Annotated in this window: 16 protein-coding genes, 3 tRNA genes and 1 pseudogene; 3 read left to right on the forward strand and 17 right to left on the reverse strand. The window is 39.2% G+C overall.

Annotated elements, in window-relative coordinates; genetic code table 11:
• Positions 1 to 23 precede the first annotated feature (23 nt).
• Together CYL31_RS14930 and CYL31_RS14935 are read left to right on the forward strand one after the other, a co-directional pair.
• On the forward strand, positions 24 to 2543 hold the full coding sequence (locus tag CYL31_RS14930) for a DNA polymerase (RefSeq protein WP_212915980.1): 2520 nt from the start codon (positions 24 to 26) through the stop codon (positions 2541 to 2543).
• Between the two features lie 346 nt (positions 2544 to 2889).
• Positions 2890 to 4023, forward strand: coding sequence for a DNA cytosine methyltransferase (locus tag CYL31_RS14935; protein ID WP_212915981.1), 1134 nt, complete (start codon positions 2890 to 2892; stop codon positions 4021 to 4023).
• A 71-nt stretch (positions 4024 to 4094) separates the two neighbouring features.
• On the opposite strand, the gene CYL31_RS14940 is transcribed toward CYL31_RS14935, so the two are convergent.
• The 4 genes from CYL31_RS14940 to CYL31_RS14955 form a co-directional block, all read right to left on the reverse strand.
• Positions 4095 to 4469: a hypothetical protein gene (locus CYL31_RS14940; protein ID WP_212915982.1), complete on the reverse strand. Its 375-nt coding sequence runs from the start codon at positions 4467 to 4469 to the stop codon at positions 4095 to 4097.
• A gap of 44 nt (positions 4470 to 4513) precedes the next feature.
• On the reverse strand, positions 4514 to 5599 hold the full coding sequence (locus CYL31_RS14945; RefSeq protein WP_212915983.1) for a type II restriction enzyme NmeDI-related protein: 1086 nt from the start codon (positions 5597 to 5599) through the stop codon (positions 4514 to 4516).
• Positions 5600 to 6273: 674 nt separating this feature from the next.
• Positions 6274 to 6702 carry an acyl-CoA thioesterase gene (locus tag CYL31_RS14950; RefSeq protein WP_113916532.1) on the reverse strand — a complete coding sequence of 143 codons (429 nt, stop codon included), beginning with the start codon at positions 6700 to 6702 and terminating at the stop codon, positions 6274 to 6276.
• Positions 6703 to 6829: 127 nt separating this feature from the next.
• Positions 6830 to 7267, reverse strand: coding sequence for a DUF4156 domain-containing protein (locus tag CYL31_RS14955; RefSeq protein WP_212915984.1), 438 nt, complete (start codon positions 7265 to 7267; stop codon positions 6830 to 6832).
• Positions 7268 to 7462: 195 nt separating this feature from the next.
• On the opposite strand from CYL31_RS14955, the gene CYL31_RS14960 reads away from it, so the two are divergent.
• Positions 7463 to 7660, forward strand: a complete 198-nt coding sequence (locus tag CYL31_RS14960) for a CPXCG motif-containing cysteine-rich protein (RefSeq protein WP_212915985.1) — start codon at positions 7463 to 7465, stop codon at positions 7658 to 7660.
• Positions 7661 to 7783: 123 nt separating this feature from the next.
• On the opposite strand, the gene CYL31_RS14965 is transcribed toward CYL31_RS14960, so the two are convergent.
• The 13 genes and pseudogenes from CYL31_RS14965 to uvrC all read right to left on the reverse strand — a co-directional run bounded on the left by CYL31_RS14965 (position 7784) and on the right by uvrC (position 17461).
• Positions 7784 to 8428, reverse strand: a complete 645-nt coding sequence (locus CYL31_RS14965; RefSeq protein WP_212915986.1) for a hypothetical protein — start codon at positions 8426 to 8428, stop codon at positions 7784 to 7786.
• 166 nt (positions 8429 to 8594) lie between these two features.
• Positions 8595 to 9595: pseudogene (locus tag CYL31_RS14970) on the reverse strand (DUF4238 domain-containing protein).
• A gap of 118 nt (positions 9596 to 9713) precedes the next feature.
• On the reverse strand, positions 9714 to 10580 hold the full coding sequence (locus CYL31_RS14980; RefSeq protein ID WP_212915988.1) for a BRCT domain-containing protein: 867 nt from the start codon (positions 10578 to 10580) through the stop codon (positions 9714 to 9716).
• Positions 10581 to 10660: 80 nt separating this feature from the next.
• Positions 10661 to 11743, reverse strand: coding sequence for a hypothetical protein (locus CYL31_RS14985; protein ID WP_212915989.1), 1083 nt, complete (start codon positions 11741 to 11743; stop codon positions 10661 to 10663).
• Positions 11744 to 11829: 86 nt separating this feature from the next.
• Positions 11830 to 12135 (reverse strand): HNH endonuclease, encoded by a 306-nt coding sequence (locus CYL31_RS14990; protein WP_212915990.1) that lies wholly within the window; start codon positions 12133 to 12135, stop codon positions 11830 to 11832.
• Positions 12136 to 12333: 198 nt separating this feature from the next.
• The gene (locus tag CYL31_RS14995; protein ID WP_212915991.1) at positions 12334 to 12906 is read right to left on the reverse strand and encodes a hypothetical protein; all 573 of its coding nucleotides are present in this window, start codon (positions 12904 to 12906) and stop codon (positions 12334 to 12336) included.
• Positions 12907 to 12937: 31 nt separating this feature from the next.
• The gene (locus CYL31_RS15000; protein ID WP_212915992.1) at positions 12938 to 13303 is read right to left on the reverse strand and encodes a hypothetical protein; all 366 of its coding nucleotides are present in this window, start codon (positions 13301 to 13303) and stop codon (positions 12938 to 12940) included.
• 169 nt (positions 13304 to 13472) lie between these two features.
• Complete coding sequence (locus tag CYL31_RS15005) at positions 13473 to 14492, reverse strand: tyrosine-type recombinase/integrase (protein ID WP_212915993.1); 1020 nt, start codon at positions 14490 to 14492, stop codon at positions 13473 to 13475.
• A gap of 174 nt (positions 14493 to 14666) precedes the next feature.
• A tRNA-Leu gene (locus CYL31_RS15010) sits at positions 14667 to 14752 on the reverse strand.
• 11 nt (positions 14753 to 14763) lie between these two features.
• Positions 14764 to 14837: transfer RNA gene (locus CYL31_RS15015), tRNA-Cys, on the reverse strand.
• A 23-nt stretch (positions 14838 to 14860) separates the two neighbouring features.
• Positions 14861 to 14935: transfer RNA gene (locus CYL31_RS15020), tRNA-Gly, on the reverse strand.
• A 96-nt stretch (positions 14936 to 15031) separates the two neighbouring features.
• Positions 15032 to 15592 carry a CDP-diacylglycerol--glycerol-3-phosphate 3-phosphatidyltransferase gene (gene pgsA, locus CYL31_RS15025; protein ID WP_212915994.1) on the reverse strand — a complete coding sequence of 187 codons (561 nt, stop codon included), beginning with the start codon at positions 15590 to 15592 and terminating at the stop codon, positions 15032 to 15034.
• A 45-nt stretch (positions 15593 to 15637) separates the two neighbouring features.
• Complete coding sequence (gene uvrC / locus CYL31_RS15030; protein ID WP_212915995.1) at positions 15638 to 17461, reverse strand: excinuclease ABC subunit UvrC; 1824 nt, start codon at positions 17459 to 17461, stop codon at positions 15638 to 15640.
• Positions 17462 to 17469: the final 8 nt, after the last annotated feature.

The raw sequence follows: 17469 nt of genomic DNA on the forward strand, positions 1-17469 counted from the left end.
TTGCGAATCAAAAGACTTCTGGCATGAAAAAACCTATCAGCAAGAGTGCCTCTAGTCTTACTAAAGCAAAAAAGAAAACCAATCGAAATACTAATAACGCTGCTAACGATTGGGCTAATTTATCAGATATACCAATTTTATCTTTTAGTACTGAATATCAATCTGATTTTGAAAAAGAAGCTAACGAAGTGCTGTTATATGTTTACTCTCTTTCTTATAACAATCAGCACTATTCAGGCATCATACCTTTGCCTGCGAATAGAAAGAGAATAACGTTTGAGCAGTTTGTTGGTTTATGTATCGAACAATCGATAGAGAAAAAGATATTACGCACTCATCCGAAAAAATTATTTATCGTATCACCTTGCTTGAAATCTAATATTTTCAATTTTTTAAATGCCGAAAAAACTTTCGATGGGACACTTAAAAGCCTTAACAAATCGCTTTATTCTAGTGGTAAAAACAGTCACATAGTCATTGAAAACAGCCAATCCCCCAATACAACGTTAAATATACAGACCAAGTCACGCAATAAAAAAACGGTGTGTGTAAAGCTTATTGATGCGGCATTACTGGCCCCTACTACTAAGAACGAGCTTGAAGCAGGGGAATTATTGGGAATGCCTGAGCTCCCTACTGTCGGTTCACCGCGTGCAGGTAATGTGAAAGAGTATCAAGAAAAAGCACCGGAAGAATTTATCAAATATGCAATCAGAAAAGCTGATAAAGCAAGGATAGAATTTGAGCAAACAATCAAGCTTTGTGTCGATAAAAATATTGATCAACTACCAATTACTATCCCATCGCTATCTACTACTCTATTTAAACAGTCTATGGGCAACGTCGATATTTTACCTATATTTGGAAATGAAGTTAGACAATCTCAGCTATTCAATCAAAAGACAGGTCGAATGCAAACAGTCAGAGAAATAACCCCGACAAACATACGTCGTATTAATGAATCTCTCTTAGAGCCCTGCTATCACGGCGGACGAACTGAAGCATTTTGGTTAGGGTTAACACCAATAAGCCACTATTACGACTTTGACATACCAAGCTGCTATACAACAATAATGCTAGGGCTACGCGAGCTTGACTACGACAACAGTATCAGATCAAAGCAAATGACAGACCTATTAGGTGATAAATGTGCTTTTGCTTATGTGACGTTCGCCTTTCCAGATGATACAGCCTACCCCTGTTTGCCTGTTCGAATAAACTCCAGCTTATTATTCCCACTAACAGGTGAAAGCTTTTGTACTGGTCATGAGTTAGAGGCTGCCATTGCTCTCAATGCAGAAGTTACGGTCAAAGAAGGCCTTTATATTCCGTGGAAAGATGACCGTAGAATATTTGAGCCTTTCTCCTCAATGGTCAAAAAAGAACGAAACAAGGCCCTTAAAGGCAGTTATATGGAGCGTCTATGGAAAGAGATAGGTAACTCACTATATGGAAAACTCGCTCAAGGTGTAAAAGATAAAAATGTATTTGATATTCAAAGTAAGCAAAGTACGAAGTTACCGATGAGTGAACTTACCAATCCAGCATATGCAGCTTATGTAACCGGATTGACAAGAGCCGTGGTAGGGGAAATTTTAAATGGCATACCACGTGAATATGACGTCATTTCTGTATCGACTGATGGTTTCATTACGAATGCAAATTTAGACAAAATACCACTGAATGGGCCTTTATGTGAGCGCTTCAAAACATTGCATAACTTAATCTGTCCAGAAGAGAAAAAGGACATCATACTTGAGCTAAAACACGGCGCTAATCAGCTTGTCTGTATGAAATCGCGCGGCCAATTTACAGTAATACCAATGAAAGACCAACCTGTAATAGTCGCACAAGCGGGGGTTCAAGCACCTTTTGGGTGTCTGGATCGTAACCAATTTATTGGCGATTTATACAAAAATCGAACACCAACAAGTACAACTAAAGTTTTCCAAATGACTCCAACAAGACAGATCTTTCTTAATGAAAAAGTAGTAATGACTTTAGAGAAGGACAAGCGGTTAAACCTAGAGTACGACTGTAAACGAAAAATACACTCACCTAAGACTTTTAAGGCACAGGATTGGTCACATGTAGGATGCAAAACAAAGCCCTTTATCAGCCAGCAGGAGATGATAGAAACAGACACTTTTTTTAAAGAGTTTAAGAGAGATAGATGCTTGAAGACAGTGCAAGACGTGGAGGACTTTACTGAATACTTAGCCATGAAAAAATCAACCACAGGCAAGGGGGTAAACATAAAGCAAGATGAGAAATCTGATGAGTTATTGATTCGAGTATTCTTACGCTTCTACAGCAACTCACTGCTAGGCCTTAATGCTTATGAACTCAACTCTGTACAAATGTCTGAATGGCTAAAGACGATAGGGTACGACATAACCCCTAACTCAATTCGTAAAGCCAAGAGCGAGCCCATAATTGCCCATGCTGTGCCTAAAACAGAAAGAAGCCAAAAGTGCTATGAATTATTGCAGAAAAAGTTCCCTAATGCCGAGCTTGAAACCTTATTTTATAGCGAACAATAGACAGGTTATTTCAACTACCTCATAACGAAATAAAGCATACGTTCTACAAGGAAGTAGAATACTCACCACCTCAAGCTGCCTTACTTAACACACTACAAACCTAAACATGCGACCAATCTCAAGATACCTCCTGAACGTTAATCGGTATCTAGTAAAATTAGGGAAGTCCAGCCCTGCAAACAGACTAAATAAGCAAAAAATATGATTCCTGCTATCTGAAGGTAGAGTCTCGATCACGGTCAATCATGAGCAATTAAAATTATGCCGCTTTTCTTTGTCTTCTTCTTCGAGACTGTTTAGAATCATTTTCCTTTATTATTGGTTACCTCCACTACACGGTTCACTCATGGCTACAATTTTTTCTTTCTTTTCTGGTTCAGGCTTTCTAGATCTTGGATTCGAGCACTCAGGCTTCAAAATAGCAATGGTTAATGAATTTCACGAACCGTTTTTAGAAGCCTATAAGTATTCTCGTAAGCACCTTAAACTTAAGGAGCCTGAGTATGGATACTACCTAAATAGTATCGAAGATTTTGTTGGCAATGGAAGACTAGCACCAGAACTAAAAAGCAATGTCCGTACGTCCCAAAATAGAGGAGAACTCGTTGGTTTTATTGGAGGCCCACCTTGTCCGGACTTTTCTGTCGGAGGGAAAAATAAGGGTCATGAGGGTGAAAATGGCCGACTTACCCAAACATATGTAGATTGTGTTGTACAACATAAACCTGATTTTTTCCTATTTGAAAACGTAAAAGGCTTGTGGAGAACGGTTAGACATCGAAAATTTTATGAAGAAATGAAAATTAAACTCCAAAATGAAGGCTATGTTTTAACAGAAAACCTTATTAACTGTATTCAATATGGCGCACCACAAGATAGAGATAGAATTTTACTTTTTGGAATCAAGAAGCATCATGTGAAAAATATACTAAATAAAAGTTCTCTCAAATCAATGTTAATTGATGAAGATCTTTTCAACTGGCACAAACGAACTAAATTCACCCGCGAAGAATCGCTTGCTAATAACGACTGGCCAGAAAAAGAACCTTTTATAATAGATAGTATAAAACCTAAACCGAAGGGAGTTAAAGCAGAGCTAACCATTGAGCATTGGTTTAAAAAAAATAAAGTGCATAAGCATATCAATGCATATCACTATTTTAAGCCAAAATCGGCTCGCTTTAATCAAGTAGAAGAAGGAGATACCAGTAAAAAGTCATTTAAAAGACTTCATCGCTGGAGGTATTCTCCTACAGCAGCATATGGAAACAATGAAGTTCACCTGCATCCTTATCAAGCAAGACGCTTAAGCGTTTCAGAGGCATTAGCTATACAGTCCCTTCCTGCTGATTTTGTACTTCCCCCTACGATGACACTAAGTAATATGTTTAAGACTATTGGTAATGGAGTGCCTTATTTAGCGGGCCTAGGCGTAGCAAAAACTATCGATGACTTTCTCATTCTGCTAAACGAACAATAAAATTACCTTTAGTGAGATAGCCTTAATAAGAACTACCGAACTATATAGGACACATTAAAGTGCCCTTATTATCAATTTTTTTCTTTTAAGGTTCCCAAAGGATGCGTATAACTTTTGCATAAAAACAAGTGTTTTTTACCATCAATATGGGCATGCTCAATAAATGGTAAATTTGCTAGTAATGTTTCAGGAACATTACGTCTAGAACCACTATTCTTTAATGCAGCATCTACATGCGCGTAGCCATTTTGTAGTAATGCGTTATATACGATTCGCATCCTATTAAATGACTCGTTAAAAGGTGCGTCATTAGAGCAAGTGATAGCAATAACCTTTTTTTCTAAATTTATATCATTTATAGTTATGTCAGCTGTTCCAGAAATACTTCTGAGCTTTAGTCCTTGGTAGTTAAGTAGTAGTGGCACAACATCTGAGTCAAAATTCATATATACTCTCCTTTATTATAAAAATTAAATTTTGTATTGCAAGTTCACTCAAGAGAGATAATACTCTCCAGAAATGTATGGAAAAACTTAATATTATCAATCCCTTGTATTTTCCTCTGTGATAAAAGGTATAAATCTTCGACAGCTGAATATGAAAGATATTTGACATTCATTTTACCGAACTGAGGCTGAGCAGCTTTTTTAAATACTTGCTCTCGTATTTCATCTGGCGCCACAATTATATATGTCATGTCTCGTAAATCAGGAGCTTCAAGCATGAAATTCTTCATTCTAGTAAGACCCGATGTTACACCCGTACTATGCTCAATTTCTAAAATTGCAGGTATTTTCTTTCCATCTTTAGTAAACCAGATACAATCTATAAGCCTTCCAGCTTCGGGAGCTTTTGGATACCCCAACAAGGCTGGTATAGTTTCCATACTTTTTAAGACTTCATCCATCTCAATCAACTTTTGACCGTTATATTGTATACTGTGATCATTGCTAGCAACCCATGTAATTAGCCCCATAGATGCCGCCGCTTTTATTAAAAGAACTTGAATTTGAGCGTGTCGACGGTTGAGCTCTATGTCTACTTTTTTACTAGGCCTCGAATTTAACAATAACGAATCAAAACGCACCTCTCGATCAATTTCTGTTACAACCATATCGTTGACTTCTTTAAGAATTATTTTTCCTTGATCGTGAGGGTTCGCTGGATCAAAAAGTATATGTTTATGTCCAGCCTTTACTTCTGTGTTTGGCCCTACTTTTTCAAGTCGCCCTGGATAGCATAAATAAAAACACTCTGTATGTAATAAAAGGGATTCCAAAGCCGACCGAGTGTTATAACTCGCACCAAAAATACGATCAATATTTACAGGGTGATTTTCTTTTATTGCGCTGGCTAATCTCCATAGCATTTTTGATGAAATAGTTTGAGAGGCAGCATCATCAAAAGACTCACCTTTACTAGGGTTTCTACGCTTAATCGTAACTGGCCCTTCTGGCATCCGAACATCAATGATTCTAATTTCTGTACGTGTCTTGGCATTTGGATAAGTATAAATTGCATTTTTATCTAATGCATCAAGCACATTTGCCAAATAACTTGCCGTTAATTGAATCACTCCCCCCCCTTTTTTTTCATTTTTGACCGGAACAATATTGATAGTATTTTAATAAAACCTCAATGTAAAGCCTTAAAATCGATTATTTTGACCAATTTCGACCAATTTTGACCGGAACAATATACAATTTAAACCTACTGGATAAAAGACAATTCGAGCTTATAGAAGTTAGCCCGTTTAAAAAAAAGGGGGGGATAAATATGCGACTCTTCGCAAGAAAAAATTAAACAGTCTTCAAAAACCTTAATCGTAGCTTTCCTAGGTAAGTATCACATAAGCTTCCTCACATCCTCTAAGGCTGGTATAGTGTCATACCCATTCAGGGACAAACTTCGATGTGTGTATCATGTGGGCTTTAAGGTCGGATGAATTACCTTTTACACTGGTAATCAAGTTGTAATCTATCTTTGTAGATATGACTAAATCTTATCTGGCTCGAGGAATTCAAAATCCGTTGCCTTCGGGTGTGGCGGTTCGAGTCCGCCTACTGGTACCAACGTTAAAAAAGCGCTTACTTCGGTAAGCGCTTTTTTTTTGCTCTCGGCTTCCACTCCCTTCAATCAACGCAATTAAAGCCCTCTACATCATTCAAAACCAAACCAATACTCACTAAAAAAATCTATTTTTTAGCAAGCATCAGCAAGTCGAGCAATGCAACAACAATTAATCAATGATCAATCGTCAAATCCATGCATTACATAATCAGGTAGATCTTCTTCTTTCGGTATCGGTGTCGACGCCCCAGACTCATCAATCGCAACAAACTTGAACATGCCTTCTGTTACTTTTTCGCGCTGACCAATACGGCCACGACGCACCCAAGCTTCCACTAGAATATTCATAGACGTACGACCAACCGATTCAACTCTAGTATAAACACCTAAAATATCACCAACTTTTACGGGGCGAATAAAACTCATGCCATCCAAGGCAACCGTCACTACACGAGATTGAGCACGCTGACCCGCACATATACCAGCCGCGATGTCCATTTGCGATACCACCCAACCACCAAAAATATCACCTGCTGGATTAGTATCTCCCGGCATAGCAACCGTCCTAGTCGTAAGACGACCTTTTGCCTTTTCTTCAAACTCTGACATAACGCTCTCTCAATCAATTTTCTCTGCTTACTAAAAGCAAGTGTATCTGTTTATGTAGTCAGAGGGTAACAACAAAATATTATCGCAAGCATTTAAAAAACTCATGACAGCATTTATAAACGCCGAGTTATTTTGTTAACTCAGTCTCGTAATAAATTGCCGTTCCTTTCGCCTCGGTAGTCGGGAACGAAAAGCTCGAGCCAATAGACGTTCCTATTCCACCACCACTACCAGCACTAACACCAACGCCCGTTCCTAAACGCCTAAAAGACAACTGCGTGACTTCATCTAAAATCACCCCATTCGCGCCTATTTTAGCAGCTTGCTCTTTCAACTCTTGAGTGGCTTTTTCTTTTCTAGAATCTTCCGTAAAGCCGTTATCACTAGAAGCACTCACCGTACCAATCACTTTATAATCAAACGCTGGCGCTTGTTCGAATATGGTTACTTGCTCTACTTCAAGCTCTGGCATCTGCTGCCCTGTAACCACATGAGACCCAGAAGAACAACCAAACAACAACACAGGTAACGCTAAAACGGATAAGTATTTAATAGAATTGATCATGACAGCACCTCACCTTAGAAGCTCAAATCATAACAGTGTTGCACAAAGAGCGTGAAAGCAGATCGATAAAAGTGTGGATTTTCATACAAAAGGTATACAAATAAGGGGATCAACCCGCAAGCTAGCAGACCAATTATCACCTATGATTAAATTATAGGTAATTTTAAACGCTTTAAAGTGCGATGAGAGGTGCAAATGATCGAACTACTAGAGACAGACATTTCATGCCCCTACTGCGGCGAAAGCATCGACGTCGTGATAGAAGTGCTAGATGAAAGCCAAGAATACATAGAAGACTGCCAAGTCTGCTGCCGCCCGATCACCTTCAACATCGACACCGCCTTCGACGGCTCAACCTCGGTTTCGGTTCACTCGGAAAATGAGACGTATTGAATATCAAAACACCAACTGGCGTTGGGTCGCCAGCGACGTAATGTCCTAGGCACTGGCTCAGAAAATGACGCATTGAGTTGATTTACAACAGACACAAAAAAACCGCCAAAGGGCGGTTTTTTATCAAAGCTTTTCAAAAACAATTTCTAACTCTTTATTCAAAATAACTTCAGGTATAAACAAATCTTTCTTTGTTATTTTATTCAGCCCCCGACGCCAGAAGGATTCCAACAACAACCCCATTCTTATAAAAACACCCATATTTTTGAGTAAATATTTAGGCTCTCCCCACCCTCCAATTTCTTCAAAATGAGTTTCAATTTTAGATCTAAGTTTGGTAGCTTTTTCATTGTACTTCTCAGATAAACGATCATCATTTACAAATAAATGGCTACTAAATACCACCCGATCCACAGGAAAAGTAAGTAAAACATTAAACAACTTATCTCTATTGAATGACTTGTAAGCCATAAGAGTTTTACCTCTTAAATGAACATAAGCAGTTTTATTATTATCAAAAGCCAAATACATTCCTCGATATATAATAAAAACTAGCTGTCCTATCTTCTTTCCAACAATCATAAGGCTTACACTAATTCCCAAGCCTATCATCCATAACAAAAGGTCGTATTTGTAAAATATAAAAATATTACAACAAACGAAAAACACACCAAAAGCTGGTGAATAGATTAATTTATTTACACCAATACTAACTCTCAGCATCTTCTTAATATCTCTTTTCACCCCATTACTACTTACATATAACATGCGCGGAAGCCACATAATAAAAACAAAAGCAGTAATATATATAGCCGATGGAAAATAAACAGACTCAATTAAATCAAAAAAAAAACACAAATATTCTCACTTAAACACAGTCAATTATTAAATATAATAAATATTTTCTACATATAGAAAAGTTCATGTAAAAAATCTAAAAAACTTGTCCTCTCCCCCCTTCTTTATATCTTTCATCATCTTTGATCATTTTTATTGCTAAATTAAAATTTTTCATTGAACTAAATACATATGAATTCGAATACATTACCTGAAGGCTATTACAATGAGTTACATTCTCAGGGTCTATTTTATGTGCATTTCCAGACAATATATTAGATAACAATTTTTCTGTCTCCGAGACTTTTTTATTAATTTCTTCCCTGTCAAACATAACACTATTTTGACTACGAGCAACTTTCACTTTACCAGCTAAATCAGAAATCATTTGAGGGCAAAGTAAGGCTATAGAATACTTACTTGAAATAGGCAAATATATTTCTATCCCTTTAAGAGCCAAACCAATATTACTCCCACCAAATTGGTGACTCGGCAAAAAATTAAACATTGATACAGGGTTATCTCCAATATAAAAGCTTTCTCCTTTTGGCGCCTCATACAACGTCCAAATTTTATTTAAAAAGTGAGGTAAGTATGTCTCTTTCACATCAGATAAGGATTCTGCGGTATAGCGCTTTAAAGACTCATCAGAAACAATATCTTTAATGCAATCCTCAGAAAATAGATTATGCATATCGCCAAATCTAGATGAAATTTCTCCTGAAATTTTAAGCACCATATCTTTAAAATATTCTCTTACATCTTTAGTCCTAACGAACTGTACTGCTAAAAAAAGTGCTAACGAAAACCTTTGCTCATCGGATAAGCCATTTAAGCTTTTATCATCTATGATTTTTTCTATAATCAGCGACGCTTTGCCTTCTAATTCTGATAATGCAACTTCCCATGTGTATTTACCACCATTTTCTAATGTGAAATTATAAAAACCATTTTCACTTGCAACATTTTTGGTATTAGAAGGAAATATTCGACCATTTTTTTATCAAAAACATAAACTTGATTTTTTTTATGCGTGAAGTTCTTCAAAAGAAACTGCGGCACATAATGCTGAATTTTCGCTATTCCATTATTACTCATAATATTCCTTATACACACATTATAATGAATGGGATAAAAGTCAATTTAATTTATTATTCTGCTCTTCTCCTAATTAAATGCCTTGTACAAGCATGACTTATTAACAATTGATAATAGACTAAATAAACCTAACCCATTCTTGTTCCGTTAAAATAATAAGCGGATGCCCGACGTCTCTTAGCTCTATCGCCTTTTGTATCTTGCGGCCAAAGCTGGTGTGTTTCCAATCTGGCGACACTTGAGAACCAATCACCACGTAATGAATTGACTTGCTCGGGTCTTTGCGAGGCGTAGCGCCCAGCTTGATGGCAATCGCTTCTACTTCTTTGCGGGTGCCTGTATTGAATACACCGGTAAAACAAATGGCCGCACGCTCGTGGTTCATGAATTCTATGCTGTCTGCGATGTGGTCCATCGGGTGTACGTCGACTGCTCCAGTCTCTAAAAACCGAATACCCGCCGTCTGCTTTAGGAAAGACACTAAGGCTTCTTCATCGGATGGCGTGATCTGCTCAAGCTTTGAAAACTCGATCATTTTCTCTACTACACTTTTTACGGTGGCGTCTTCGATTAGGTCGGCATGCTGATTTAGCCATTCGATGAGGTAGGCAAATTCGTCTTCATTTATTTGGTCATCTGACACGATACCACTGATTAGCCCTAGAAATTCGTTTAGGTAGTCCGAAGCGGTGACGTCTTCATAGGATCGAGACTCGATGATATCGGTAATGAGTGCGTTTAGGTCGTCCAACTCTTCCTTGGAAAACTGACCATCCACCAAAGCGTCACTGATTAAATCAAGCAAGTCCAATGCGTCTGGATCATTGCGCAAGGGCTTGGAGTCCAACAACCAAGTATTGAGGTAAAGCGCCTCCATCGTGTTCAATGCTGTATCAGCAACCACCCCTTGTAAAATCCCCTTCAAAGAGTAGATGGCTTTTTTCTTGTTACTGGCAAGTGCGTAGTTTGGTGTTGAACTGTCCATGACTACTCCTTTAATCTGATTTTTTCACAGTAAAAATTTTTGCTAGGTTGTAATAATAGAAGAGTTAATTACACAATCCACTAACGCCTGTAGAGAGAATCAAGGTTTTTAGATACATTCGATCTCTTTTTCACATCAGCTTCACTCTTACTAATTACGTCACTAAGTTTGTAACTTATCTCTCTCATTTTATTTTTTTGTCTTTCAGCTGTTGTTAACAACGCATTAATGATAGTAAATAAACTAGCAACAATTGACCAATGATAATCATGAGGCTCCAATCGTTCATGATTTTCCATATACTTAACAATTGCTTTTAGTTGTGATATTGCCACTTGAGTTTGAGCTCCGATTTCACCCGATTTTTTATCATTTTCAGACCAAGCTAATTCCTCCACCCTTGTTTCGATAGCTTCTATTGCAGCACCTAAAGCCTTTGATATATCGGAAACTCTACCACCTCTGAAAACATCGGCATCATGAAAAAGCCCTCTAGCTCCAATTTTTTCACCAGTAATACGGGCAAAGGCTGTCTCAATATCTACTGCATCAACGCTATAATCAATTCTATCTTTGATTTCTTGTGTTTTAATTTCAGTTAAATTAGCAGAAATTTCTGCATTCGCTCTTTTCATTTCATTTAATTGCTGCGTAAGCCTTTCCAGCTCTTCATTTGGCTCCGTTGAGTCGAGGGAAGACTGTAGGTTCTTTATACTATCTTTAAGACTATTGATTTCTTGATCTTGAAAAGATGTAATCTCTTGGCTAGACGCACTTATATTTATTATTCTTCTTCTTAGCTCATTACTTTGCTCTATAGTAAGACGTGTATTCGATTCAAACCTATCTCTACGGGTCTTACCTAACATTTTAATAAACTCTGAATAAACAAAATATAATGTTTGAAAAATAGGCACGAGTGCAAGTAAAGTAACAGTCATACATAAAGGAAAAAAAACAACACTATAATTAAATCCATCCTCACTATATAAATATGCCTTTATTAATTCAGCCTCATTACCTTTTATCGATGACCCGCCAAAAAAAATTAATACAATCTCCCAATTATATAAAACCCATGCTACGAAATACGTCCCCCAAAGCGGGCTACTGATTCGCTCATAGAGCACGCCTTTCAAAGAGTTTAATGTGTCTTTAATCATTTATGTAATCACTCATTTTTAATAAATAGGAACAGAGGAAACGTAACCCTGACCTGTTAATCATTTTAGATACATTAATCAATAGATTATTCTTTCACTTGATAGTGCTCTCGGTGGTACTGGATGAACGCTAGATCAACTGTGTGCTTTTTTACTGTCTTCAATTTGCCCTCTAAGCCGATTAGCTTTAGATCATCAGCAATAGTGAACCCGCCGTTATCAAACAGTACGTGGTGATTAGGACAAAGGCAGAGGATGTTACTTTCTACATCCGGCCCGTTGTGTGGTTGGCCTAGTGGTTTGATGTGGGCGGCTTCTGCAAGTTCGGCACGGTCTTTAAAAATTTGACTAGGAATATGGCCGAAGACACGTCCTGTATTGTTGTTAGCCATAACTTCCCTTGTACTACTGATGTGACATGCTGCGCTTTTCTAGCGTAGTTGCACTGTAATCTGAGTGTATGATTGCTTCATATTGTTGTCATTTCCTTTACAGTAAATTGTTTTGCTCTTTTGCGCTAGTCGAACCAAACGCCAGGCACAAAAAAACCGCCACTTGGGCGGTTTTTTTAATGAATCAAAATATTTTGATCACATAGCAATTCTAGACTTATCAGTAAACAGCGAACTATTTATAGCAGAAGGCTTTGCAACCATACAAAACTCTAACATTTCGTTTGTTCTTCTCTTAACCTTGTCATAAATAACCCCTACTAACTTCACAACAATAACAAAAGGAAGCAGGTACAGAGACATCATGATTGTGTTAACCATAAAAACATCTCTAAGAACGTTATTAACGTCTTTCACAATAAGACCTGGAGTCTTATCGTGCGAATTATCTAATAATGCATGAAATCTTCTAAGAGACTCTTCATATTCAACATTATTATGCTTGGCATCAAGCATTGCCCTAACAAAGTTTGAAAATGTCAAAAGATGCAATCTATTTAATGAACGATTGATTACATCATCAACTTCTTTAAAAGCCCGAAGCGTTGTTTTGTTTTCGGTATGCTGTACGTTTATGTATTGAGCTCTTAGATTATCTCTCAACACAAACAACCTATCTCGAGCTGATTGTCTGTAGCTCGGTAGAATTACAGCCTGATATATATAATGCACTACACATAAGATAAAGGCGATAACCCCTAAATATTGCATAATACTTTCTCCCTACTAAATAGACTGTCTTCTAGCGACTTTCGCTAGAGCCAAGCCCATTGTTGACTTGCTGCTGTTGCAGTCTTGATTTTTCAATTCCAATTCTTTTGTATTCTGAGCTGTGACTTCTTCTCATAGCTCTTGCATGACCAGCCCAAAGTATAGATACAAGCCCCATTCCTAACCAACCGATCAAGGAAAAATCTTTAAATCCTGAAAGAACACTTAAAAAGGCATCATATACATGCTCTTCTGGCATTTTAAAAATTAAAGTCAAAGCACCGATGAAGAAAAACAGAGGAAATAATTGACCTCTATCCATTGCTTTCGAAACGATATCTCTAAAGGCATGAGCCCAAGTAACTTTTTGTGATGATTTTTTTGGAGCTTTTGCCATACCTAACTTACTTTATATTAATATCCATTTATTAAAATTCAATGGCTGGGCATTGAATGAGGCAAACTTCCACAATTGTCGAACTGAGTGAAAAGCGTGCAAATATTACTTTACAAAAACCTTATAAGCAATTGTTTGATAATTATGAATACATACACGATGGCGCCAACTAGTCCAGCATCAAGGCTATGTCACCCATATCTGGTGCGTAGTAAACCCGCTGCAGGATTCTTAGGTCTGTATGGCCTGATATTTTCGCTAGGTTAAGTACGTCCACTTTGGTGGCTAGTCGGGTTAATGCTTCCCGTCTTAGGTCATGAAAGTGAAGATCGTCTATTAAGCACTTGTTACGTATCTTTCTGAAATTCACATCAAGCGAATCTGACTTTAAGTTAAAGGCTTTCAGCTTGCAGTCATCTAGTGTTTTGAGCTTTTCCAACACTTTCACCGCTGTGGTGGATAGCGGCACGGTACGAGGGTTACCGTTCTTTGTTTTGGGTAGGTGAACAGTGCGTCTTTCTATATTCACGTCTTCCCATGTTATGCCGCAAATTTCACCGGCACGCATAGCGGTTTCTATGGCAAAGACGATGGCCGCGCCGATGCGCTCGCTTTTGGATTCTGGTGGTATGTCTATGTTGTATTGTGTGGCGATCATCAGTTGTTCAAATTCGCCAGGCAACAGCCGTCTTGTTCTCGCTTCTGGTTCTTTGGGACGCTTCACCCTTGTCATTGGGTTTTCTTTCAACCAGCCCCATTCCTTCGCACATTGGCTACAAATAGAAGAAAGCACGGTCCATTCACGTAACACAGTGCCAACGGCTACTTTTTGTAGGCGTCTGTCTCGCCATTCGGCAAAGTGTTTTGATTGAAGGTCTTGAAGGGAAAAAAAGCAAAGCGGGTCTGCTGGTTCGTCGACGTTTTTGCCCAACCAACGTTCTATTCTTCGGATTTCAAATTTTTGACCACGCTTGGTCACACTGACCGTATCACGGTAGCGTTCTAGCGCTTCACTAAAAGGACGATCTGGAATATCAGAAGAGGTGCTTTCTTTGGCTTCACGCTCTAATTCAGACGCCCACGCTTGTGCGTCGCGCTTTGTAGAGAAGCCACGCTTCGTCTTACGCTTACCTTTCACGCTCACTTGAGCGCGCCATGATCCATCATCGGTTTTAAAAATAGACGCCACTGAATATTCTCCGGTGCAATGTGCGGTGCAGTTTCGGTGCAGAATTTCAGAAAAGATAGCATATAAGCGGAAAAGCTTACAATTTGAAGCAACACTAAGAAAATGCTGGAGAGTAGATATTTAAAGGGATTGAGCAAGATAAGAAAGTGCAGGCATAAAAAAAGGCACCATAAATGGTGCCCGGGACCGGAATCGAACCGGTACGCTTATTCAGCGCAAGATTTTAAGTCTTGTGTGTCTACCAATTTCACCACCCGGGCATATCTGATTTTGGAGGCCGGAGTCGGAATCGAACCGGCGTTCACGGAGTTGCAGTCCGCTGCATGACCACTCTGCCATCCGGCCTTCTATCAGATACATCTTTTGATTGGAGCGGGAAACGAGGCTCGAACTCGCGACCCCAACCTTGGCAAGGTTGTGCTCTACCACTGAGCTATTCCCGCGTCTCAAAAGACGGTGCCTATTCTATGTATTTGAGCTTTCACGTCAAGAAAAAAATCCAAATAAATAGCTAACTTAGGCACTTTTTTTAAATCTGTTTAGTTTTTGTTCGACTCTTTGGACATTAGTTCAGGCCAAGCCGCTTTTAAGTAAATATACATAGACCAAAGGGTTAGCAAGGCTGCAGCAATGAGTACCATCTCTCCCACATGAGCGACCATGGTGTCTGGTCGACTTCCTAGCAAGATGAAAATAGCCAGCATCTGCATGGTGGTTTTCAGTTTGCCAATGTATGAAACCGCTACGCTGGCGCGCTTGCCCATTTCTGCCATCCATTCACGCAATGCCGAAATAACGATCTCGCGGCCGACGATGACAGCGCTGGCTAACGTCAGCAGTGGATTAGAATAGCTTGCTACTAATAAGACTAAGGCAATCGATACCATAAGTTTGTCGGCCACTGGATCAAAAAACGCTCCAAACGCGGTACTTTGGTCAAGCTTTCTTGCCAAGTAGCCATCTAGCCAGTCGGTAATGGCTGCCAAGGCAAAAATAATCGCACAGGTGTAATAGCGCCCTTCCCACGGCAAGTAGTAAATAACCACCAAGATTGGGATCATGAAGATCCGCACGGAAGTTAATATATTTGGTATGTTCATCTTATTCCTAATTATTACGCTAAATGCACCAACATCTAGCCAAGCTTAATTTTTATGAAGGTAGAGATAAATTTCTTCCGCTTTTTTGGCACTAATCCCTTTGACCTTTGAAATATCTTCCTGACTAGCTGAGAGCAACTCTTGGTACCCGCCAAAGGCTGTCAGCAGCTCTTTGCGTCGATTTGGCCCGATACCTGGAATATCTTCCAATACCGAGTGCCGACGTTTCTTGTCTCGTCTACGGCGATGACTCTTGACCGCAAACCTATGAGCTTCATCGCGAATATGTTGAATCAAATGCAATGCTGCCGAATCTGGCGGCAACACTACTTCATCTTCTTTGGAGCCGATATATAAGGTTTCAAGACCCGGTTTACGAGTATCACCTTTTGCCACACCCAATAAAAAGATATTGACCAGACCTAGCTCTTTTAACACCGCTTCCGCTTGCGTTAATTGCCCTTTACCACCGTCAATAAGCAACACGTCTGGCGCTTCTAGTTCGCCACTTTTAACTCGCTTGTAACGTCGAGTCAGCGCTTGTTTCATGGCGCCGTAATCATCACCCGGTTCAACACCTTCGATGTTAAAGGAGCGATAGCGTTTTTTATCCGGTCCGTCAGGCCCAAACACCACACAAGACGCTACAGTTGCTTCGCCACTAGAATGACTAATATCAAAACATTCCATGTGCATTGGCGGTTCAGAGAAGCCTAACAACTTTTGCAATGCGGTTATACGACTAAAGTGATTACGCTTATCCGATAATCGCGCCTGTAAGCCTTGCTCTGCGTTGAGTTTTGCTAGCTCAAGCCAACGCGCACGCTGACCTCTTACATTGCTAAGTACTTCAATTTTTTTCTGCGTGGTTTCAAAAATACCTTCCACCAGCGCATCGCCATCTTCTAGCTCGTGACTAATGATAAGCGTCTTAGGTAACTCTTGAATACCACCAAGATAAAATTGAGCGATAAAAGACGATAATAATTCGCCTTCTGTGATTTCGATGGGCATTTTTGGGTAGTAACTTTTACTACCAACCACTTTGCCTTTGCGTATCATCATCACATGAACACACAAACCGCCAGGCTGTATAATAGAAGCAATAACATCTGCTTCGCCCGTTTGCCCATAGACATGCTGTTGCTCTTGGATGTGTTTGAGCTGAATAATTTGATCGCGTAACTCTGCGGCCCGCTCAAACTCCATATCTGCGGCAGCGGCGCTCATTTGCGTAGTAATTTCGGCAGTCAGTTCTTGATCTTTACCTTGTAAAAACATGCGGGCGTGACGAACGTCTAACTCATATTCTTCATCGCTAATTAAGTTCACACAAGGCCCTGAGCAACGTTTAATTTGATATTGCAGGCAAGGTCGAGATCGATTCGAATAAGTACTGTCTTCGCACTGGCGCACCTTGAAGACCTTTTGCATGGTATTCAAACTTTCTTTTACAGCGCTGCCGCTTGGAAAGGGGCCAAACAAGGTGCCTTTATCGGTTTTATCACCGCGACGAAACAGCAAAGCTGGATGATGGTGATTAGATAATAAAATATAAGGGTAAGATTTATCGTCACGTAGCAGAATGTTGTACGGTGGACGATGTTGTTTAATAAGTGTTTGTTCTAGAAGCAGTGCTTCCGTTTCGCTTTTGGTGACAGCAATTTCGATGGTGTGAATACGACTAACCAAGGCCATGGTTTTGGTCGTTAATCCTGTCACGCGAAAATAACTCGCGACACGATTTTTTAGATTTTTTGCTTTTCCGACATACAACAACTCACCTTTTACATCGTACATGCGATAAACGCCTGGACGTGTGGTTAAGTTGCTAACAAAATGCTTCGGATCAAATTCTGAATGGCTCAAACAAACCT

Source organism: Marinomonas sp. A3A (assembly GCF_018336955.1).
Taxonomy (GTDB): Bacteria; Pseudomonadota; Gammaproteobacteria; order Pseudomonadales; family Marinomonadaceae; genus Marinomonas; species Marinomonas lutimaris.